The organism is Paenibacillus sp. JT31N17 (assembly GCF_056269255.1).
Genome location: NZ_JBWDNP010000003.1, coordinates 93,660 through 115,342, shown reverse-complemented (window position 1 = coordinate 115,342; position 21,683 = coordinate 93,660). Strand labels below are relative to the sequence as shown.

25 protein-coding genes are annotated in these 21,683 nt (G+C 51.7%); 2 read left to right on the top strand and 23 right to left on the bottom strand.

The annotated features are described in order from the left end of the window. Positions 1-30: 30 nt before the first annotated feature. From AC0YOB_RS12155 to AC0YOB_RS12050, 22 genes are all read right to left on the bottom strand, one after another. Entirely contained in the window at positions 31-498 is a 468-nt protein-coding gene (locus AC0YOB_RS12155) for a YaiI/YqxD family protein (protein WP_475786346.1), read from the bottom strand. Positions 499-578: 80 nt separating this feature from the next. Continuing rightward, complete coding sequence (locus AC0YOB_RS12150) at positions 579-1,397, bottom strand: pyruvate, water dikinase regulatory protein (protein WP_475768162.1); 819 nt, start codon at positions 1,395-1,397, stop codon at positions 579-581. A gap of 58 nt (positions 1,398-1,455) precedes the next feature. Then, positions 1,456-3,537, bottom strand: coding sequence for a glycine--tRNA ligase subunit beta (glyS, locus tag AC0YOB_RS12145; RefSeq protein ID WP_475793056.1), 2,082 nt, complete (start codon positions 3,535-3,537; stop codon positions 1,456-1,458). Beyond that, entirely contained in the window at positions 3,530-4,417 is an 888-nt protein-coding gene (gene glyQ, locus AC0YOB_RS12140; protein WP_210037696.1) for a glycine--tRNA ligase subunit alpha, read from the bottom strand. Before glyQ ends, glyS begins: the two co-directional genes overlap by 8 nt. A gap of 333 nt (positions 4,418-4,750) precedes the next feature. Then, positions 4,751-5,497 (bottom strand): DNA repair protein RecO, encoded by a 747-nt coding sequence (gene recO, locus AC0YOB_RS12135; RefSeq protein ID WP_475793055.1) that lies wholly within the window; start codon positions 5,495-5,497, stop codon positions 4,751-4,753. A gap of 34 nt (positions 5,498-5,531) precedes the next feature. Beyond that, positions 5,532-5,687 (bottom strand): YqzL family protein, encoded by a 156-nt coding sequence (locus tag AC0YOB_RS12130; RefSeq protein ID WP_475786342.1) that lies wholly within the window; start codon positions 5,685-5,687, stop codon positions 5,532-5,534. Positions 5,688-5,812: 125 nt separating this feature from the next. Further along, the gene (era, locus tag AC0YOB_RS12125; RefSeq protein ID WP_475768167.1) at positions 5,813-6,730 is read right to left on the bottom strand and encodes a GTPase Era; all 918 of its coding nucleotides are present in this window, start codon (positions 6,728-6,730) and stop codon (positions 5,813-5,815) included. A 27-nt stretch (positions 6,731-6,757) separates the two neighbouring features. Continuing rightward, a complete protein-coding gene (locus AC0YOB_RS12120) occupies positions 6,758-7,183 on the bottom strand; it encodes a cytidine deaminase (protein ID WP_475793054.1) in 426 nt (141 codons plus the stop codon). 25 nt (positions 7,184-7,208) lie between these two features. Next, positions 7,209-7,571, bottom strand: a complete 363-nt coding sequence (locus AC0YOB_RS12115) for a diacylglycerol kinase (RefSeq protein ID WP_475793053.1) — start codon at positions 7,569-7,571, stop codon at positions 7,209-7,211. Then, positions 7,571-8,068 carry an rRNA maturation RNase YbeY gene (gene ybeY / locus AC0YOB_RS12110; protein ID WP_475793052.1) on the bottom strand — a complete coding sequence of 166 codons (498 nt, stop codon included), beginning with the start codon at positions 8,066-8,068 and terminating at the stop codon, positions 7,571-7,573. The genes AC0YOB_RS12115 and ybeY overlap by 1 nt, the downstream gene beginning before the upstream one ends. Beyond that, positions 8,065-10,278, bottom strand: coding sequence for an HD family phosphohydrolase (locus AC0YOB_RS12105; protein ID WP_210037703.1), 2,214 nt, complete (start codon positions 10,276-10,278; stop codon positions 8,065-8,067). The genes ybeY and AC0YOB_RS12105 overlap by 4 nt, the downstream gene beginning before the upstream one ends. 126 nt (positions 10,279-10,404) lie before the next feature. Further along, entirely contained in the window at positions 10,405-11,376 is a 972-nt protein-coding gene (locus AC0YOB_RS12100; RefSeq protein WP_475793051.1) for a PhoH family protein, read from the bottom strand. Positions 11,377-11,382: 6 nt separating this feature from the next. Continuing rightward, positions 11,383-12,576 (bottom strand): sporulation protein YqfD, encoded by a 1,194-nt coding sequence (gene yqfD / locus AC0YOB_RS12095; protein WP_475793050.1) that lies wholly within the window; start codon positions 12,574-12,576, stop codon positions 11,383-11,385. 31 nt (positions 12,577-12,607) lie between these two features. Then, positions 12,608-12,886 carry a sporulation protein YqfC gene (yqfC, locus tag AC0YOB_RS12090; protein WP_475793049.1) on the bottom strand — a complete coding sequence of 93 codons (279 nt, stop codon included), beginning with the start codon at positions 12,884-12,886 and terminating at the stop codon, positions 12,608-12,610. A 179-nt stretch (positions 12,887-13,065) separates the two neighbouring features. Next, a complete protein-coding gene (locus AC0YOB_RS12085) occupies positions 13,066-13,566 on the bottom strand; it encodes a hypothetical protein (protein WP_475793048.1) in 501 nt (166 codons plus the stop codon). 54 nt (positions 13,567-13,620) lie between these two features. After that, positions 13,621-14,616, bottom strand: a complete 996-nt coding sequence (floA, locus tag AC0YOB_RS12080; RefSeq protein WP_379114069.1) for a flotillin-like protein FloA — start codon at positions 14,614-14,616, stop codon at positions 13,621-13,623. Between the two features lie 17 nt (positions 14,617-14,633). Beyond that, the gene (locus AC0YOB_RS12075) at positions 14,634-16,019 is read right to left on the bottom strand and encodes an NfeD family protein (protein WP_475793047.1); all 1,386 of its coding nucleotides are present in this window, start codon (positions 16,017-16,019) and stop codon (positions 14,634-14,636) included. Between the two features lie 118 nt (positions 16,020-16,137). Further along, on the bottom strand, positions 16,138-17,490 hold the full coding sequence (locus AC0YOB_RS12070; RefSeq protein WP_475793553.1) for an MATE family efflux transporter: 1,353 nt from the start codon (positions 17,488-17,490) through the stop codon (positions 16,138-16,140). Positions 17,491-17,665: 175 nt separating this feature from the next. Next, positions 17,666-18,109 (bottom strand): GatB/YqeY domain-containing protein, encoded by a 444-nt coding sequence (locus AC0YOB_RS12065; protein WP_475768175.1) that lies wholly within the window; start codon positions 18,107-18,109, stop codon positions 17,666-17,668. Positions 18,110-18,125: 16 nt separating this feature from the next. Next, positions 18,126-18,299: a 30S ribosomal protein S21 gene (gene rpsU, locus AC0YOB_RS12060; RefSeq protein ID WP_188992903.1), complete on the bottom strand. Its 174-nt coding sequence runs from the start codon at positions 18,297-18,299 to the stop codon at positions 18,126-18,128. Positions 18,300-18,461: 162 nt separating this feature from the next. Then, positions 18,462-18,803 (bottom strand): histidine triad nucleotide-binding protein, encoded by a 342-nt coding sequence (locus AC0YOB_RS12055; protein WP_210037710.1) that lies wholly within the window; start codon positions 18,801-18,803, stop codon positions 18,462-18,464. Between the two features lie 140 nt (positions 18,804-18,943). After that, entirely contained in the window at positions 18,944-19,333 is a 390-nt protein-coding gene (locus tag AC0YOB_RS12050; protein WP_379114065.1) for a hypothetical protein, read from the bottom strand. Positions 19,334-19,529: 196 nt separating this feature from the next. On the opposite strand from AC0YOB_RS12050, the gene AC0YOB_RS12045 reads away from it, so the two are divergent. Both AC0YOB_RS12045 and rpiA read left to right on the top strand, forming a co-directional pair. Beyond that, positions 19,530-20,171 carry a hypothetical protein gene (locus tag AC0YOB_RS12045; RefSeq protein ID WP_475793046.1) on the top strand — a complete coding sequence of 214 codons (642 nt, stop codon included), beginning with the start codon at positions 19,530-19,532 and terminating at the stop codon, positions 20,169-20,171. Positions 20,172-20,182: 11 nt separating this feature from the next. Continuing rightward, positions 20,183-20,845 (top strand): ribose-5-phosphate isomerase RpiA, encoded by a 663-nt coding sequence (gene rpiA, locus AC0YOB_RS12040; protein ID WP_475793045.1) that lies wholly within the window; start codon positions 20,183-20,185, stop codon positions 20,843-20,845. A 153-nt stretch (positions 20,846-20,998) separates the two neighbouring features. On the opposite strand, the gene AC0YOB_RS12035 is transcribed toward rpiA, so the two are convergent. Then, positions 20,999-21,616 carry a hypothetical protein gene (locus tag AC0YOB_RS12035; RefSeq protein WP_475793044.1) on the bottom strand — a complete coding sequence of 206 codons (618 nt, stop codon included), beginning with the start codon at positions 21,614-21,616 and terminating at the stop codon, positions 20,999-21,001. Positions 21,617-21,683: the final 67 nt, after the last annotated feature.

The window sequence follows — 21,683 nt, the reverse complement described above, 5'->3', positions numbered from 1 at the left end:
ACCTTCATCCTAAACATGTTTAAATATTCGCTAAGATTCACCATTCTCCTGCCGGGTTCGCAAAACTTTTGTCAGCTTTTGCTGAAAACGGATCCGATCCTCGCTTGTCATGGCCTTCGGCCCTTTGGTCTTGCCGCCGCTTCTTCGACGCTTCGCAAGCTCATGTCTGCGCTCCATGAGATAATCAATATTGCTGTCATCATACTGCTGTCCCCGATTCGAGAGCGCAATTGCCCCTTTGGCCAGCACGATCGTCGCAAGCCCGAAGTCCTGCGTAACGACGATATCTCCCCGTGCGACATGATTGGCGATATACAAATCGACAGATTGATCGCCTTTATCCACCTGGACAATCTGAATGCCTGCCCCCGGCTCCAGACGATGGTCGTACGAAGCAACCATCAGCACGGGAATGGACATATTCCGCGCTACCTCGACGATTTCGCGCTTGACCGGGCAGGCATCGGCATCCACCACAATTGTAGGGGTATTCGCCACGTTTATGCATCACCGCATCCCTGGAATAATTCTGTACTATGTTATATACGGCAAAAGATAAAAGAATCCTGCAAGAAAAATCAGCTGGAAGGAATACATTCCATGATTAAACTTGCCGTTTCCTCCACCGCCCGATGCGAAACATCGATTACCACGCAGCCGATCCGCTTCATAATATCCGCAGCGTAAGCAAGCTCCTGCTCAATTCGCGCTGTCGTCGCATACGCCGCACTGTCCGGCAAACCAAGAGCCTTAAGGCGTTCCTTGCGGATGACGTTCAAATAATGGACATCAATCGTCAGTCCCACTATTTTTCCCTTGGGGATCCGAAACAGCTCGTCGGGCGGCTTGAGCTCCGGCATCAACGGCACGTTGGCTACTTTGAATTTCTTGTGTGCCAGGTACATCGACAGCGGAGTTTTGGAGGTTCGGGATACGCCGACAAGCACGATGTCCGCCTTGATAATCCCGGTCGTGTCGCGCATATCGTCATACTTGACGGCGAACTCAACAGCCTCCACCTTGCGGAAATAATCCTCGTCCAGCACATGATTCAGCCCCGGCTCCTTGCGGGAGGGACGGTTGGTCTTCAGCTCCAGGCTGCCGATCAGCGAACCCAGCAGATCAATCGCCACGACGGAATGCTCCAGCGAAAACTTGCTCAGCACGTCACGAAGCTTGGGAATCACAAGTGTGTACAAAATAATCGCATTATGCTCTTTGGCCTGCAGCACCATCCGTTCTACAGCGGACTCATCCTGAACAAAAGGAGCCCGGCGTATATCCGCGTAAATGGGATGGAACTGGGCAACCGCAGCACGCACAACCAGTTCGCCGGTATCGCCGGCGGAATCCGAAACCACATAAATAATCACATCAGGATGAAGCCCGGTTGTCATGTTGGTCCCCTCCTAAAATGCTAAAATATGATGGCTGTGCAGGCCGAGCCACCTTTTATTACCACACAAGTCTGGATAAATCTGCAACTGTACCCGCTCCGTCGGCGATAAGAGCCAATAGAGCCAAGCGGTTTGCACGGACGGCTTCATCTTCAGCCATAACCATAACGCGGTCAAAATACGCAGTGATCGGTTCCTTTAATCCCGCGAGCTTGGCGATCGCACCTGCAGCATCATCATTGTTAATACATTCCACAATGCTTTCGCTTACGGCCTGCCATGCGGCGTACAATTCACCTTCAGCCTCATCCGCAAAGAGGGAAGGCGCCACATTCTTAGACGCAGCTTTAGAGGCAAGGTTGCTCACCCGGTTCAGAGCATCGACCGCCAGCTTGAATTCATCCCGCCGCTCGCCCGCAGCGAAGGCTGTCACAGCAGCGGCTCTGTTGACCGTCTGGCGCAAATCATTATAGCCTGCCGCCATAACCGCATCGACAACATCATAACGGATGCCCTGCTCGGAGAGCACATTTTTCACCCGCAGCGCGAAGAACTCATAAAGGTCTTTTCGAATATCCGCGGCTTCGCGTTTCATTGGCTTCCCGCTGTGCACCTCCAGCGAGAGATCGAATAGTCTGTCCAGCGGCAGCTTCAATCCATGCGCCAGAATAATCTGGATAATGCCCGCTGCCTGGCGGCGCAGAGCATAGGGATCCTGGGATCCTGTGGGAATAATGCCGATGGAGAAGCAGCCGACAATCGTATCGATTTTGTCAGCCAGGCTCACAATCGCACCTGTCAGGGAGCCTGGGGCACGGTCACCGGCAAAACGCGGCTGGTAGTGTTCATTGATGGCGACTGCAACCGCCTCCCGCTCCCCTGCCTTGCGGGCATAATCCTCACCCATCACACCCTGCAGCTCCGGAAACTCGTAAACCATCTGAGTGACCAAATCAAACTTGCAGATCTCCGCTGTGCGCGCAATATCGTCCACGGTCTGCGGATCAAGATCAAGGGCGGTTGCCAGCTTGGCCGCCGTTGCCTGAATGCGTCCAACCTTATCCGATACCATTCCCAGCTCCTCGTGGTAAACGATCTTCGCAAGCTTTTGCAGAGAATCGGAGATCGGAGTCTTCTGATCTTCGGCATAGAAGAATCTGGCGTCGGACAGACGCGCTCTTAAAACCTTTTCATTGCCCTTGGCTACCTGCTCGATAGAGGTACGGTCGCCATTGCGGACGGTAACAAAGAAAGGAAGCAGTTTGCCCTGCTCATCCAGCACCGGAAAATAACGCTGATGCTCACGCATCGAAGTAATCAAAACCTCCTGCGGGATCTTCAGGAAAGCTTCATCGAACGTTCCGAACAGCACATTCGGATATTCGACAAGAAACACAACTTCCTCCAGCAAATCCGCCTTCACGTCGATTTTCCAGTTTTTCTCGGCAGCCAGTGCATGGATCTGATCCAGAATCAGCTGTTCACGTTCCGCTGCATTGACAACGACCTGCTGCTCGCGCAGCCGTTCCACATAATACGATGGGGAAGTGACTGAGGTTTCTCCTCCCAGGAAGCGGTGACCTCTGGTGATCGTTCCGCTCTGAACATCCGTGATTTCAATTGGTATGACCGTTTCCCCGAATAAGGCGAGAAGCCATTTGATCGGGCGGACAAATTTCAGCTCGTGGCTGCCCCAACGCATGTTTTTGGGAAAAGACATGGAAGTAATCAGGCTCGTGAGGCCCTCTGGCAGAACATCAAAGGTAACCGTGCCGATGCTGCTTTTGTTGGCATAGATATACTCTACCCCGCCAAGCTCCTTGAAATAGAAGGCCTCCGGTTCAACGCCCTGGCTGCGGGCAAATCCAAGAGCCGCTTTGCTCCAGGCCCCTTGCTCGTCGAGTGCGATTTTACGGGAAGGACCTTTCACTTCTTCGCTGACATCCGCCTGCTTTTCTTCCACATCCCGGACCAGCACGGCGATCCTGCGCGGCGTGGCATAAGCTTCCACCTCACCGTGGGCGATGCGGGCGGTATCCAGCCACTTGACCGTCTTTTCCTTCAGCTGGTTCATCGCTCCCCGCACAAAACGGGCAGGAACCTCTTCAAGTCCGATTTCCAGCAGCAAATCCTTAGCCATTCGCGCTCACCTCTTTCTTCAATAGCGGGAAGCCGAGCCGCTCGCGCTCCTCCAGATACGTGGCTGCGCAGGCGCGCGCCAGATTGCGGACCCGCATAATATAGCCTGTGCGCTCCGTCACGCTGATTGCCCCGCGGGCATCCAGCAAATTGAATGCATGCGAGCATTTGAGCACATAATCATACGCCGGGAAAACAAGCTTGTGCTCCATCGTTTTCTTCGCTTCTTCCTCATACATGTTGAACAACGAGAAAAGCATCGCGGCATCCGAGGTTTCGAAGGTATATTTGGAATGCTCGTATTCCGGCTGCAGAAATACATCTCCGTAAGTAACGCCTGCAACCCATTCCAGATCAAACACATTTTCCTTATCCTGAATATAGGAAGCAAGACGCTCCATCCCATAGGTAATTTCCACAGCGACCGGATTCACGTCGATACCGCCAACCTGCTGGAAATACGTAAACTGCGTAATTTCCATGCCATCGAGCCAAACTTCCCATCCAAGTCCCCATGCGCCAAGCGTCGGCGCTTCCCAGTTGTCTTCAACAAACCGGATATCATGATGAAGCGGATCAACGCCAAGCCGCTTCAGGCTCTCGAGATACAGCTCCTGAATATTGTCGGGCGAGGGCTTGAGAATCACCTGGAACTGGTGATGCTGATAGAGGCGGTTCGGATTCTCGCCGTAGCGGCCATCCGCAGGACGTCTGGAAGGCTCCACATAAGCCACATTCCAGGGCTCCGGTCCGATTGTGCGCAGAAAAGTCATCGGATTCATGGTGCCTGCACCCTTTTCCACGTCATAGGGCTGAACGAGAATACAGTTTTGCTCCGCCCAAAACTGCTGAAGCGTCAAAATCATGTTTTGAAAATTCATCTGCCGGACTCTCTCCTTTATTATTCAAATTCAGACATGGGCAAAACGATATAAAAAGCTCTCGTCTCTATGTCTGACAAAGCTCAGACATAGGGACGAGAGCTGATCTCCCGCGGTTCCACCCTACTTGATCTCCCAATGTGTGTTGGCACATACAGGAAATCCGCTTTTCACGTTCATCCGAACTCCGAAGCGCCTTTCGCCGATTCGTCCGCCCAGGCTTTCACTGTCCCTGGTTCGCTGCCGCTGACGACTGTCCATCGACTACTTTCTTCATCATCGTTCCTATTCTAATAGTATATCTTAGCTATTCACCGCTGGTATGTCAAGTTGTTAAAGGGGATATTTATCCATTTGATCAAGAAATGCACGGGATTTGAGCGGAATATTAATATGGGTATCGATGAGCAGCCGCATCGCCTGCTTAAGCTGGGCTTTTGTTTCATCCTTGACCTGGATATTCCCAAGCCGCGTCATATCCATTCTACGGAACAGCTTCAGCAATTTGTGCGCGCTCTCGCTGAGCGGCATTGCGGAAGAATCCTTGTATCGACAGCGGTTGCAAAGAACGCCGCCTGAACGGGCGCTAAGCGCCATCGGACCAACGACATTCCCGCAGGATACGCATTCATCGAACATGGGAGCATACCCGGAGGCCTCAAGTATTTTCATCTCGTATAACTGAATAATCGTTGGACCGTCTTTGCCGTCGGCCAAAGCGCGCAGGCACGCCAGGAGCTGCATAAACAAGTATTCGCTTGCTTCCTCGTCGTTGGTCGTCCGGTCAGTAAGCTCGACAGCATAAGCCGCATAGGCGGTCAATTCCAGCCCTTCACGCAAAACATGGTGAGATTCAATAATCTCACCATGCGTCAGCGTACCAAGCCCGCTATTGCGGTAATAAAGATATTCCCCATGGGTAAACAGCTGAGTCAGCGAGCCATGACGGCTTTTCGCTTTTTTGGCGCCGCGGACAAGAATTGCCGCTTTGCCGTGGGAAGGAGTAAGAATCGTAATGATTTTGCCGCCTTCCCCATAATCCATACTACGGATGACAATGCCTTCAACCCGGTACTGCATCGCGGTTCTCCCCTTACTCGCATGTAAAGACGCATCATATGGAAGGAGCACTCTCCATGTCGGATTCCAGCTGCGTTTCTTCATCAACGCCCGGCTCATCGGATTTGCTCAATTGATCCACGTCTTTATAAAGCAGAAAAGCGTCCACATCCCCGGTCAGCGCAAAATACTTCCACGAAAAGTCTCGCATTCGTATCATCCCTTCCGCTCTATCCGAAATGGTTCTCAACAGTTAGGATGCGATGAATGGGGATGTCCTATGCCAGACAAATAACGGGCATTATACGCTTTGACAGGAAACGTGGACAAGCCGTTTTATTCGTTTTTGTAACCGAGATCCTTCAGGACGCGCTCCTGATTGCGCCAATCCTTCTTGACCTTGACCCACAGCTCCAGGAACACCCGTGAGCCCAGCAGCAGCTCGATATCGCGCCTTGCCAGTCTGCCCACTTCCTTGAGAAGCGCCCCCTGCTTGCCAATGACGATTCCCTTCTGCGAATCGCGTTCGACAAAAATAACTGCCCCAATGTAGACAACTCCATTGTCCTGCACCTTCATATCCTCAATCGACACCGCGATGGAATGCGGCACCTCTTCGCGCGTCTGATGCAGGATTTTCTCCCGGATCAGCTCTGCGCAGACGAACTGCTCCGGATGATCCGTCACCTGATCTGCCGGGTAATATTGCGGCCCTTCGGGCAGATAACGGGTCAGCACACTCAGCAGCGTATCGATGTTATTGCCCTGCAGCGCGGAGATCGGAATGATCTCGGCAAAATCATGCAGCTCCTTGTAGGTGGCGATCAGAGGCAGCAGCGCTTCGGGATGAATTTTATCGATTTTGTTCATCACCAGAAAGATCGGCGTTTTGACAAGCTTGAGCTGCTCGATGATATAGCGGTCTCCGCCCCCAAGACCTTCAGAAGCGTCAATCAGGAACATTGCGGCGTCCACTTCGCCCAAGGTGCCGACAGCGGATTTATTCATATAATTTCCAAGCTTCGACTGCGGCTTGTGTATTCCGGGCGTATCGAGAAATACAATTTGCGAATTGTCTTTCGTGTATACACCATGAATTTTATTGCGCGTTGTCTGCGGCTTGTCCGACATTATTGCGATTTTCTGGCCGATGACTTCGTTCATCAGCGTCGACTTTCCAACGTTCGGCCGGCCGACAATCGCTACAAAGCCGGAATGGTATTTTTCTTTTTTACCGGATGGTGTGTGATTCATAATAGACTATTCGATCCCCTTCCAAACTTAGCCTTTCCTTAACGAAAATGCTCCCGGCAGCAGCTCTTCGACCGTCATTACTGATCGGCCGCCTGTCAGGTTTGCCATAATGACGGGCATGTCCGGCTTGCAAAGCTCAACCAGCACTTGTCTGCACACCCCGCAGGGCGTGATGGGAAGCATCGTATCTCCAACAACAGCAATCGCCGTAAACTCGCCCGGCCCTTGCCCGTCGGCAATTGCCCGGAACAATGCGGTCCGTTCCGCGCAATTCGTCGGACCGTAGGCTGCATTCTCGACATTGCAGCCCAGATGGACATTTCCGTCCTTATCCAGCAGAGCCGCGCCTACGGCAAAGCCGGAATACGGTATATAAGCACGGCCCCGTACTTCCATTGCCTGCTCCAGAAGCTTCTCCCAGTCCGCGGAGAGCGGCTCATTTGATACCTCCATCCCATTACCTCCTTCTTCACTTTAGCTAATGGTAGACCATATCCCATATATGCGGGCAGAAGATGATCAATCCGATAATGACGGCCGCAATAGCCGCAACCAGTACAGCCCCCGAAGCTGTATCCTTCGCCGCTTTGGCCAACGGGTGAATCGCCGGGCTTGCCAGATCCACGACGCTCTCGATCGCAGTGTTCAGCATCTCGGCACATATGACCACCCCCATCACAAGCACCAGCACAGCCCATTCCATTTGCGAAATCCTGAAAATGAAGCCTGCTGCTGTGGCAATAAGAGCGGCGATTATATGAATACGCATGTGAAGCTGCGTGTCCAGGGCCAGACGGATGCCAGCCACTGCAAATTTACAGCTCTGAATGAACCTGCGCATTAACGGTGCAGACCAGCCTGCCTGAGGACGTCTTCCTGCTTTTTCGTCATGATCGCCTCGCTCGCTTCGTCCTGATGATCATAACCGATCAAATGCAGGAAACCATGCACAAACAGAAATCCAAGCTCCCGCTCCAGCGAATGACCGTACTCCAGACTTTGCAGCTTCGCCCGCTCAGCGGAGATAATGATATCGCCAAGCATGCCGTCCAGCGGCAAAGGAACATCCTCTTCCTCAATATCATAAATAATATCCAGCTCTTCGTCGGTATGTTCCTGCATGGCAAAGGACAACACATCCGTCGGCCGGTCGATGCCTCTGTAATCCCGATTTAACTGATGAATTTCTTCATCGTCCACAAAGGAAAGAGTTACTTCGCCTTCATTGAGCCCTTCCGCTTCCCCGGCACGCAGAAGCAGCTCCTCCAGACGTCCCAGAAACGCTTCGGGTATTTCAACTTTATTCTGTTCATTATTCCATTCCAAACGCAAACTCATGCCAGCCGCTCCTTTGGTTTACTGTCTTCGGGATATTCGATCCGCGAATGGAAGATACCGATAACGGATTCCTTCAAAGTCTGCGCGATTTGATCAAGCTCCTTGAGGGTCAAATCGCATTCATTAAACTGGCCGTCATCCAGGCGGTTTTTAATGATTTTGTTAATCATCGATTCCACCTGCTCCATCGTTGGACTCCGCAAACTCCGGACAGCGGCTTCGATGCAATCCGCGATGCCGACAATGGCGGCTTCCTTCGATTGCGCCTTTGGTCCGGGATACCTGAAGTCATCCTCGGTGAAATCCGTCTCTTCCCCGGCCGCTTCAGCCTGCTTCCAAGCTTTGTGGTAAAAGTACTGCAGGAACGTCGTTCCATGATGCTGCTCCGCAATATCCCGGATCGGCTTGGGAATGTTATGGTTCTTCAGCATCTCCACGCCATCGCGGGCATGCGCGATAATAATCGATTTGCTCAGCTTCGGATCGATGGAATCATGCGGATTCTCGATATTGCTCTGATTCTCGATAAAATAACTGGGCCGTTTGGTCTTGCCGATATCGTGATAATAGGAGCCGACCCGGCACAGCAGACCGTTGGCGCCAATGGCTTCGGCAGCCGCTTCGGACAGATTGCCGACCATTACGCTGTGATGGTACGTACCCGGCGTCTCCGTCAGCAGCTTGCGCAGCAGCGGGTGATTGGGATTCGACAGCTCCACAAGCTTAAGCGCGGATAAGATGCCGAAGGTAATCTCGAAAAAAGGCATCAAGCCGATAACCAGAATCGCCGTCAGCAGGCCTCCGGCAAAAGCAAATGCAATCGTAGTGACCATTTCCGTCTTCTCCGGCAGCTCGCCCCCAAGAAGAATCAACGCTAGCACGGAAGCAGATCCGAACAAGCTGACCATAATGCCTGCCTTTAATATTGTAGACCGCTGACTCGCCCGGTGAATGGCAAAAATAGCGGCAAATGAGACAACCGTTGTCATAAATCCATAATTAAAATCAAAGATACGGTTGGAATCGACGTTGAATAAGATACTGCCGGCAATAGCGAACAGAAACGAGCAGACAACCGCGAGCTGAACATCCAGCAGCAGTGTAATGAGCATCGCTCCCATTGCTGTCGGTGCCAAATATCCGACATAGGAAATGGTATCGGTCTGCGTCAGCTCGACGATCCGCATAATCAGCAAATTCAGGATAAAAATAAGCAGCAGCATCGCAAGCTGGGCATTATTGTACCGCACATTTGCGGTATTAAGACCCGATGATTTGTCCAGAAAGCTGTAAATAAACAAAAGGAATAACAAAGAAAGCAGCAGCAGGCCGAGCTGCGGCCAGTAGGATTTTTTGTCCTGCAGCAGATTGAACGATGAGAGCCGGTCGTATAACTCCTGGGTGACCATCTCTCCCTTATGGACGATGATATCCCCTTGATTAATGACGACCTCCGGCGTGTTTTCTTTCGCCGCTACCTTCGCTTCGCTCGTTGCCTCGCTATCGAGAAATTTGTTCGGCATAATGGCGAATCGAGCCAGCTCCTGAACGATCTCCCTTGTCTTGCGCTCGCTCAGCGAGCTTGCGTTCACAAGCTCCGCCACCTTCGTGCGGGCCGTCTCCGCTTCCCGCAGCGGATCGCTCATCAGCTTGCGGACGATGGTAAGCCCCACCTGCTGCATATCGGCAATCTGCACAACGGTAAGCTGCGGCAGCTTGTAGTACGTTTCCTCCGGAATGCGGTATTCCTGATTCTTGACTGTCGTTGCCATCTCCTGCAGCAGGGTGTCGTTATAGGCATCCTTGCCTGTATTGCTGCGTACGAACTCGTCGACATAATCGCTATAGAGCTGCGGAATTTCCGTCCTGTAGATGGTCACTTTATTATCCGTCGTAACCTGATCATCCTGATTCAACTGCTCCATACGGGCAAAGATCTGCTCCAGCAGCTGCTCGCTGCGCATCGCGACAATGGAATAAATCGGCTCCACGCGATCCGCTGCTTCCTCCTGCGCCTTGATCCTTGCCTTATCATCCTTGATTTGCGCAGGCGCTACAACGTCGCGTTCCATCCGCTTGCCTTCTTGAATATCGTAGGTTTTGGGAAGCAAATAAGGAGCTAGAGTGATATAAAACAACAAAACAAATAAAAACAGCAAGATCCATCGAACCGCTGCGCTCTGCTTCCAACCACTCCATGAAAACTGCACGTATTATGTCCCCCCTCGTGCTGCGACCACCCCATAGGGTTGCTTCAACTGCGGGGCCGTCCATGCTGGGTATTATAAAACCGTACACCCGGGTAATCTGTACGTTCTATGCTGGCCTGACGCCATTTAGCCCTGATTATCGGCATCCATGTTGTAAGCCACGATGATTTTTTGAACCAGCGAATGACGGACGACATCCTGTTCAGAGAAATGCACGAAGCCTATCTCGTCAATATTCTGCAAGATACGCTGCGCTTCATTAAGTCCGGAACGTTTGCCGCGGGGCAAATCGATTTGCGTGACATCACCGGTCACAACCATTTTGGAGCCGAAACCAAGCCGGGTCAGAAACATTTTCATCTGTTCCGGAGTCGTGTTCTGCGCTTCGTCAAGAATTATGAATGAATCATCAAGCGTACGGCCGCGCATATAGGCAAGCGGCGCAACCTCGATCAAGCCCCGTTCAAAAGCTTTCACGGTTTGATCCGGACCCAGTACGTCATGCAGCGCGTCGTAGAGAGGGCGCAAATAAGGGTCCACCTTCTCCTGCAAATCGCCTGGCAGGAAGCCAAGGTTCTCGCCGGCTTCTACCGCCGGACGGGTCAATATGATCCGCTTGACGGAGCCTTCCTTCAATGCCGCAACCGCCAGCACAACCGCCAAGTACGTTTTGCCTGTCCCGGCAGGACCGATGCCGAATACGACGTCCATTTTCTTGATCATCTTCACGTAGTGGCGCTGCCCTATCGTCTTGACGCGAATCGGTTTGCCGCGGAATGTAGAAGTAAGCTCCGCTTTGAATAAATCCAGCAGCTGGTCAGCCTGCAGCGTCTTTGCCAAATCGAGGGCATACATGATATCGCGTTCCGATGGCGTGTACCCTCCGCGGAACAACTGCTGCAGCACGGTGAAAAGCTGTTCCATGGACTCTACCTCGGCAAAAGGTCCGGAGATCATGATTTCAGCGTCGCGGGACATAATATCCGCTTCCGTCTGCTGCTCGATCAGTTTCAGAAATTTGTCCTGCGGTCCAAAGAGCGCAAGTCCTTCCGCCGCGCTCGCGAGCGGGATTTTGATAATCTTGGTTTCATTTGGCAAAAATGCTCAATCTCCTTGTATATGAACTAACGGTCTTTCAGCTACGATCGACTGTTCCACCTCAAAAAGCACTTTCATATAAACTTTACCATTGTCCGCCTTTTCATGCAAAATGTTTTCGGCGCGGATCTTCGATCCCGCCCCTGCCTTGGTCAATAAATCGGCTTTGGCCTGAAGCAGTCCCGCCTCTCTTGCTTCCTGCTGCGTGAGCGTCTGTTCATCCACGCGGACCTCCCGGATGGTCTCCTTCATCCGGCCGAGCGGCATCTTCAGGGAGCGCCAGGAGGCCTGCTCCAGATGTCTTTCGGTCTCAAATTGATCATAGGGAACCTTGCCAAAGCCGCTGACCCGAAGAGCGCGTCCCCACGCTACCCCATACCAGCGGGTAATACTCTCCCCTGTATAGGTTTTCATTTTCTGCTGCATCGGTGAGACAATCATATATTCATGCCAGACCAGACCTTTAACGATTCCCTTAGCCACTACCGTGCGTGTATGAGCTTCATCCCCATAGATTCCGGAAATCAGCACGTCGCCTTTCTTGACCTTCGTATTCCGTTTCACGACTGGCCTTCCGGTATCGGCCAGAATTTCAGTCACAACGGCATCGGTCGAGGCCACAAGATGGCGGGGACTGAGCAGCTCCTGCTTCTCGGGGATCGTCGTCTCCACCACCTGGATCGTGATCTTTGTTCCCTGCTTTTCCACACCGATCCAGGCTGCTCCAGGCAGCTTCTGCGCCAGCTTCTTGGACAGCACGTCCGATTTTTCAAGTCGAAAAGACCATTGGAACGGATAAAGTCCTTCCTGCTTGGCAGCCTGCAAAATCTGCTCTTCGGACAAGCGGTCGTTCCCTTTAATATCGATGGTCCAGATCAACGAAGATAAAATGTACATGCCAATAAAAAAAATGAGAAGACCCGCGCCGAAAAACAGCCTTTTCTCCAGCCTGACAAGCCAGAAGGGGAGCCCCCTGCGGGACTCGACATGGATCCGGGAGCTTGTCTCCCTCAGAAGCGGCCGAAGGCGAAAGAAGTCATTAACGGTTAAATCGCAAATCAGTTCCCCGCTGCTTGTCCGGCGGATGGACCACAGCTCAAGTCCGCTCGCCAACGCGCGGTTGACAAGCAATTCCAAGGATTCTCCTCTGATGCAGACCGTCACAATTCCCCGCAGCCATTGCAGCCATGAAGCATTCATCCTTTCTTCCCCCTTTGCGATCCATTTATCGTCATTCCTTGATTTGAATATGTTTGATTTTTCCTTCCACGAAGACTTCTTCGGTCCAAATGGTCCTGATAATCAGACCCTCTCCCGTTATTTCCAGCTCCCCTTTGCTGAGCGCGAGGCGCAGACTATCGCTGGAGAAATGGAGCACGCCGCGGTGGTTTTCAATATACAACTGACGATCGCCAATCATCGTCAAACGGGGCAAATCGAATACGACATCCTGCGGTAAATCGAGCAAATCGGCAGCCATTTTACGCAGTTTGCGGTTTATGCGGCGCATGCGGACAACAAGCCCCCTTCCCATACTGTACCAACGTATGCTGGAAACCGCTGAAATATGAGGATTCCGATGCAGATGAGACTGAAAAAGCAAAGAAGCCCTCAGCACCCACTTTCCAGTGGCCTGAAGGCTTCTTAAGCGCTTTGATTATAGCTAGCTAATTATTGCACGAAAATCGATCAGGGACGGCGGTGGGGGCGCTTGGAGCGCGGTGGACCGAGAACCTCGGCAAGAACGACCGCACGCCGGAGTTCATTCTTATCCAAATTACGCAATAAGCCGCCTTTCGGAGCAGCGGATGGCTCAGAGATGCGTGCCTGCGCAAGCGGTCTGCGCTGAAACGGCGAAGTTCGCTCGGTGATCCTGACCTTTGGGGGCTCTTCATATAAAGGCTCCTCAAAAAAAGGTTCTTCATATTCCAGACTAACCCCTTCTCCGTCCTCTGACCGGTTACCGCTATCGTAGCGAGCAGGCTGAGCCGGTTGATTCACAGGCTGGCCAAACTGCCGCTGCTGGGGATCACGGCTTCTGCGGGGCGCCGCGGGGCCGCTTCCAAAGTCGGGCATCCGGTTCTCCCGCGGATTGCCCTTTCTGGCTTTATTGATCAGGGAGAAGAGAAACCCGACCACAATAATGACAATAAAGAAATTTTTCAAAATAAATTGAATCAGGTCGTTCACTGCATCACCTCCGGCAATCCTTTACGAGGAATGTTTATACGGGTTAATAAAAATCTATTTATCCTCTTTGTCCGGCTGGTTGGATTCCTGGTTGCCGATAGAACCGCGCATTTGCGTGTCGGCCTCAATGTTTTTCAAATTCATATAGTCCATCACGCCAAGCTTGCCGCCCCTGAGCGCTTCAGCCATCGCAATCGGCACCTGTGACTCCGACTCAACGACAAGCGCGCGCATTTCTACGACACGGGCCTTCATCTCCTGCTCATGAGCAACAGCCATTGCACGCCGTTCTTCGGCTTTGGCCTGGGCGATTCTTTTGTCGGCTTCCGCCTGCTCGGTTTGCAGATGGGCACCAATGTTTTTGCCTACATCCACGTCCGCGATATCAATGGACAGAATCTCAAATGCCGTGCCAGCATCAAGTCCCTTGCCCAGCACAGTACGGGAAATCAGATCCGGATTCTCAAGAACATCCTTATGAGAGCCGGAAGAACCGACTGTCGTTACAATTCCCTCACCGACGCGGGCAATAATCGTTTCTTCGCCGGCGCCGCCGACAAGGCGTTCGATATTGGCGCGAACCGTAACACGCGCTTTTACCTTGACTTCAATTCCGTTTTTGGCAACGGCAGCTACAATCGGCGTTTCAATTACACGGGGGTTGACGCTCATTTGCACCGCCTGAAGCACATCGCGTCCTGCCAGATCAATTGCCGCCGCGCGTTCAAACACCAGCTCGATATTCGCACGGTGAGCGGCAATCAGGGCATTGACAACGCGGTCTACATTACCGCCTGCCAGAAAGTGGCTCTCCAGCTGGTTAATGTTCAGCCCAAGCCCCGCTTTGGTCGCTTTGATCAGCGGATTGACGATCCGGCTTGGTACGACTCGCCGCAGACGCATGGCCACAAGCGTAATGATTCCGACCCGAACGCCCGAGGACAGCGCGGCAATCCAAAGCATAATCGGGAAGAAACTCAAAAATACGGAAAGCACGATAATAGCCAGTACGACGATAATTATAATGGTAACGGTTGGATCCAGCTCCATAATTTCCCCTCCATGGTTTAAATGTTTTCGTTCAACTGCTGTACAACGACACGCGTTCCTTCAACCTTAATGACTTGAATTTCCGCATTTGCCGCGATAAATTCTCCCTGTGTCACAACGTCGACCCGCTGTTCGCCGATAATCGCCGTGCCGGCAGGCCGCAGCGGCGTAACGGAGCGTCCGCGCATGCCGAGATATAACGCTTTATCGGCCGTTGAGACATACCCCTGCTCCGTCGTCAGGCTTTCACTGAGAATAAACCGGTTCCATACCCCTTTGTGAGCAAAGCGTTTGGCAATGATAAAGACGATGACTCCTGCCGCAAGCAGAGCGACGAACAGGGACAAAAACGCTGATTTCGGGCTGGGCGCGGCAAGCACAACCCCTGCAATAAGGGATGCTGATCCCAGTATTCCCAGTATACCGAAGCTTGACACAAACACCTCGGCAATGAGCAGCACAACTCCGATTACAAACAGGATAATTTCTTCCATTCCGGCAAAGCCCGTAATGTAATGACCGAAGAAATAAAGTCCGAATCCTGCAAGCCCAATCAGTCCGGGGATGCCAAAGCCGGGCACGATCAGTTCAATCGCTACACCTGCTATGCCGATAACGAGCAGCAGCGTCATGATGGCGGGCTGGGTCAGAAATTGCGAAATCCGCTCCATTACGCTGGCTTTGACCTCCACCAAATTGGGCTGCTCGATGCCCAGATGCGCCAGCACCTCATCGACGGAGCTTGCCGTATAATCGGCGTAGCCCACTTTCACCGCATCGGCGGCGGACAACGCCAGCAGCTCGCCTTTCTCGACCGTGCGTCCAAGCGGCTTGATCTCCAGCGTCACATTCGGGTTGACCATCGCGGTTGCCAAATTGGGATCCCGGCCGTTTATTTCTGCGGCTGCTCTCATTTTTTGCGTCCAGTAGGCGACTGTTTTCGGATTGTCAATCAATGTGCCCGTTCCGTCCACAACCGCCGCCGAGCCGATCACACTATTGGGCTCCATCACAAGCTCATCGGCATTCAGGGCAATGTAAGTACCTGCGGATACCGCCCTCCCGTGAACCAATGCTGTTGTCGGAACCTTGCTGGTACGGACGAGATCGCCAATTCCCTCTGCGCTGACAACGCTGCCGCCAAGGGTGTCAATAACAAGCACAATACGCTCAGCGCCGGCTTCTTCCGCTTCCTTGTAAGCACGCTTGAGGAATTTCTCAAGCCCTGATTCGATTGGCTGTTCAGCCGGAATAACATAGACCGTGGAGCCGATCTTCCCCCCGCCGGTATCGCTATCGGCCGCAAATGCAGCGGGAACCATAGCGCCAAGCAGATTCATAAAGATAAGCCCAACAACAACAGAAAGCGTCCCTCTGGCTATCAGCCGTCTAAACCATTTCAATAGTTGACCCTCCTCTCCTTACTGTAACCAAGAAGAAGCTGACGCCATTCCTCTCCGCGTCAAAATCTGCCGCAATCGTAATCCTTCATACGGTCTGACAGTGCCCCCGTTCCAAGTATTATCCGTGGGAGGCCTCCTTAAGCCTGACTGAAGTCCAGTCCGTACGGTAAAAACGCAGCATGACCGACGTGCCGAACACCGTGAGGAAGGAGTAAAGCGCGATCCAGGCTCCCAGGCTGCCCCAATGAAACACAAAGATAAACAAGTAAGCAACCGGCACAAAGAAAAACCAGCTGAGAAAAAATGAGATGCGCATGAGAAAAGTGGTGTCGCCGATTCCCCGCAATCCGCCTGCATAGAAATTAAGCAGGCCATCAAAAATTTGCAGGTAGGCGGACACCTTGATCAGAAACGCCGCCAGCTCATAAACTCCGGGGTCCTTGGAATACAAGTGGGCAATCTGCTCGGCAAACACCAGCTCCACCGTGCCAAGCGCAATGATGAACATGGTACCCAGAATAGCAGTATCGGTTCCAGCCCGACGTCCAATCAGAGCCATTCCTCTGCCCACGCTTTGCCCTACCAGAATTGTTGCCGTCGCTCCGAAGGCAAAAGCCGGCATAAAACCGAAGGACATCACATTCAGCGCCACCTCGTTGGCGGCAAGCGCGTGGTCGCCCAATCTGGCTACGAAGGCGGTGAAGATGAACATGGATACGCTGAGCGAGAATTCCTGCATGCCCAGCTTACCGCTCTCCTGGGCGATCAGTTTTATTTCCGGCCAGTCAAACGAGAAAGCAGCAAGACGGCTGCGGGTTTGGTAACGTTTATGCAAAATAAAGAAAAAGATGTATACGCAAATGAACAGCTGGACCGCTTCACCAATGAGCACGGCGAGACCTGCGCCGGTCAAGCCCAGATGCGGAAAACCCCAGTGGCCAAATGTGAGAACGTACGTCAGAAGAATCATCAATAAATTGGATATCAGCGACACAATCATGGACATGGTGGTCGATCCGATTCCGCGCAGAAAGCCGTGGAAGGCAAAATTAATTATGCCGAAGGACATGGCATAGAAACGCAGCTCCAGATAATAGCCGCCTTGATGGACCAATTCCTCCGATCCCCCGGTCCAGCGCAAAATATCGTCAGCAGCCAGCCAGCCCGTTACGAATATAACAACCGCGAAAAATATGCACATGTACATAGCCAGATATGTCCGCTGCAGGCCTTTGCGCATATCGTTGGAGCCGTAATTCTGTGCGACCAGATAACTGACCGTATGGCCGATACCGGAAAAAATGGCAAATGCATTATACATAATAATATTGGAAACGCCAACAATTGCGATTATTACAAAGCCCAGCTGACCCACCATTATCAGATTAATGGTTCCTGTCACGGTCTGGGTGGCGAAGGTGACAAGTGAGGGTATGGCAATCAGCAGGATTTGAAGCCAGTTACGCAGCATAGTAAAGTGTTCCTCATTTCCCATCTATTAGCCCCTATTCTGGAGCAGTCTGCAGGATGTGTCAATAGCTCCGAATAGCGGGAAACAAAAGAAAACTGTCCGCTTTTAATGAGACTACACGGGCAGTCATGAAAAAACACCCCCTTTGCAGGGAGTGTCTGGCTGTCAGCCTATGTTATTGCAGAAATTGCTGCACATATGTGTTTACTAGTTTACCATCAGCACGCCCTTTGGTCTTGGGCATGAGGGCGCTCATAACTTTGCCCATATCGGCTTTCGATGAAGCACCGGTTTCCGCTATGGTCTGCTGAACAATTTCTTTGATTTCATCTTCGGTCAGCTGCTGAGGCAGGTACACACTAATAATTTCAATTTCTGCGGCGACGTCTTTTGCAAGATCATCGCGGCCGGCTTTTTCGAATTCTTGGAGGGAATCTTTACGTTGTTTGATCTCACGACTTAGGATATCAAGCACTTCATTATCATCAAGCGGTCGCTTTAAGTCAATTTCCAGATTCTTGATGGAAGCACGAATCATGCGAATCGTGGAGAGCTTGAACTTCTCTTGACCTCTCATGGCTTGCTTCATATCATCGTTCAATCGTTCGCTAAGGTTCATTAGTGGAAGGATCCTCCTAAAACTTTCTCTTACGCGCAGCCTCGGACTTCAGTTTGCGTTTAACACTAGGCTTCTCATAATGCTTGCGTTTCTTAACCTCGGCAAGGACACCATCTTTAGCGATAGTCTTCTTGAAGCGGCGGAGTGCAGCATCGATTGTCTCGTTTTTGCGAACTTTTGTTTCAGACACCAGTTTTCCCTCCCTCCGAGCAGACCGTCTAAGAAAGATCACACGGTTCATCACATTTAATTATATGGTATAACCAAAGTCAGTGTCAACTTGAAAGGACCAGCTAATTTCCTTCTTTTACTATAAAATGCACATCTTCTGTACATCCATGTATTCCGTGATTCAACCGGCGAGAGATTTCATCTGGTGCCCGCCCAGAAGATGCAGGTGCAGATGATACACAACCTGGCCGCCCTCGGCGTTGCAGTTATTTACCAGCCGGTATCCCGACTCGTCAATATTGTGCTCCTTGGCGATTTGCCTGGCTGCTGCGAACAGCTCCGCAATCAGCGCGTTGTCCTCATCCTGAACATCGTTCATCGTCGGTATGTGCTTCTTCGGAATGATGAGAATATGTACGGGCGCAGCCGGCTGAATATCGTGAAAAGCCAATATGCGCTCATTCTCGAACACCTTCTTCGAAGGGATATCACCGTCAATAATTTTGCAAAATAAACAGTCCATTTCCGCTGCCTCCTGTCCAAAAGCATTCTTTATTTATCCATAATAACGAAAAAAGCCATTCACGTCCAACGCAAGGAAGAAATGATAAGACCGATGCCACCGGCGCCGGTCTTGGTTTGAGCTTATGGATGGCCAGCGATTTAAAAAAAAGGAAGCAGCGAGAGTCCCAGCAGCGCAGCAAGCGGAAATGCTTGACGGTAGAAACGGCGGCGCGGGTAATACGGATATGGATAGAGCGGCGGATAAAGCGGCGGATACGGGAAAAACCCCCGCGGATCGTACTGATTGTCACAATGAGGAACCGCGAGATACACCATCTCATCATCGATATGCTCCACAAATCCGTCACAGCACCAACCATCCTTGGTGTGGGCCAGGACATAACGGTACTTATGATCCTTGCACCATTTTTTCATTTCATGTTTTTCCATCGGCTGTGTGACCGGTGCGGTTGCAGTCGGCATTTGAGCCATAGGCTTTTGGTTAACGGGCATTGTTGCAATAGGCATTGTTGTAACCTTTTTCTCCATGCTTGATCCAGCCTCCTTCATTCTCCTTTTATCCTATTCGTCTATGGGCGTTTGGCGCCTATGGCGCCCAAAAATGGGCAGATGACTATTCAGCATAACAAAGCGTAAAGCTCCCGGCAGCAGATGAACCGCAATATACGCCTCAATAGAAAGCTCTGTGACAAGGGTTGGCAGAGGATTGACTTGGGAGGTATACTTGCAGCAAAAGGATCATGAACAGCAGGGCATTATTATGAAGGGCGGAAATTCATTGAAGGCTCGAACCCGAACGATTATGTTTATTCTTCTCATTGGGGCAGCGGCGTTCGCCGGCTACAAAGTATACGATTATTACCGGGATGACAGCTTGCTCCACCGTATCGTGACACAGGATGGGTATCAGTTGACGCAGGCAAATACGGCAGACTCCACCAGGCTGGAATTCAAACCGGAGTGGCTGAAGACACAGGATCAGGAATCGAGGACGCTGAACGTTCCGGTCGGGTACGATCATCAAACCCTCTTCGTGCTGGAGAAGATCCGGAGCGAAGCGGATGCCGTGATTTTCAGCATGAAAGCCATACCCGAGCTTAAGAAAGAAGAAGGGGAATTTTTGTATACCGCCGAAATCCACGGGAACGGCGCGCTTTCCCCTGCAGTACCTGATGTGCCGTGGACCTTTTTGGATCGAAGCGGTAACAAAATTGATATAAATGGGGTAAAATATAAGATAGAACCAGAGGCAGGGCCCTCCGCAAGGTTTTCGCTGGAGATTAGCAAAATAGGCCTGGACAAGCTTGCAGCTGGCTTCACCGCAGAATACACCGGATTTAATTTGTATACCTATTCCAGGAAATAGCAGGTGAGATGATGGAAAGCAAACGAATCGCCGCAGAGCATGCCGTAACGCATATAAAAGATGGGATGGTAGTCGGACTGGGTACAGGCTCAACGGCTTACTGGGCCATTCGGAAAATCGGGGAGCGCGTCAAGGAAGGCCTTCTTGTGCGGGCAGTGGCAACTTCAAGACAATCCGAGCAATTGGCGCAAGAGCTTGGGATTCCTCTCGTCGCTTTTGAAGAGATTGACGGAATTGATATTACGATTGACGGAGCCGACGAGGTTGATGGTGAGCTGAATCTCATCAAGGGCGGCGGCGGCGCCCTGCTGCGCGAAAAAATCGTAGCCGCATCCAGCCGCAAGCTGATTATTATTGCCGACGAAAGCAAGCTTGTGGACCGGCTCGGCACTTTTCCCCTGCCGGTGGAGGTTACTGTTTTCGGCAGCTCCCTCACCATGAAAAAGCTTGCCAAATTTGGCTGTCCGCTGAAGCTCCGGACTGTGAACGGCCAGCCCTTCGTCACTGATAACGGGAACTATATTATAGATTGTCAGTTTGGCGCGATTGAACAGCCGCAGCAGCTTCATGATGAAATCAACGGAATTCCGGGTGTGGTCATAAACGGACTGTTTATCCACATGGCGGATCGGGTGATTATCGGACAAAATGACGGGACGGTAAGAGAGCTCTAGCATTCAGGGCTGGTTTTCGCACCGTGCCCGGCTCCCAGAGCGCGGTGCGAATTTGAAGAAACCGTTCAAAGCGTAATCAAAGAGCCTGCATTCCTGGCGAGGAATGCAGGCTCTTTGATTTTTGATGCTGGCAGGTGCGATAATTTTAATCTTTTAACTGCCTGACTGGTACATGACGCTTGACGGCTCGTTCATAATGTCCAGCAGCTTCCTGCTCATATCCACCCACTCTGGGTCGATCAGAATGGTCTGCGCCGAGGTTTCCGATAAGGTGTCCTCATCAAAGGAGGCTATGGTTGTTTTCAATTGCGTATACCAGCTCTCCAGCTGCTGAAGATAGCTGCGTTCCGCTTCGGTGAGCGGTCCTTCATGATTGCCGACCATCGTGGTGGACTGCTCGACCTGCGACAAGAAGGTTTGCGCGTTTCGGTTCTTGAAGGTAAAAGGCTGCTTGCTCGCAGCACCGGCCTGGTCCAGCAATATAATCAGGCTTTGAGCCTGCTTGAAGGCAGCCTGCAAAGCCGTTTTGGTTGAAATCCGGCTGTCGGTCGCATCATTATCCAGCAGCTTTTGAACATTCGCTTGAACGGCATCCACATGCAGCTTCGCCTGATTGCCGGCATTAATGATGCTCATGCCCCGGCTGACACGATCATCTTTGTCATGCTGTATCAGCTTGGTAATGAAAAAAACGTTGCCGATCAGACTGACTACGAGCATTAAAAGGACAATAGGTGTGAATATAGGCCGTTTCGGTTGATGCTCCTCCACGAAGATTCCTCCAAACAAACATTGATCAGCGGCACAGAGCCTTGGGGTGTTCATTCCTGCTATATCT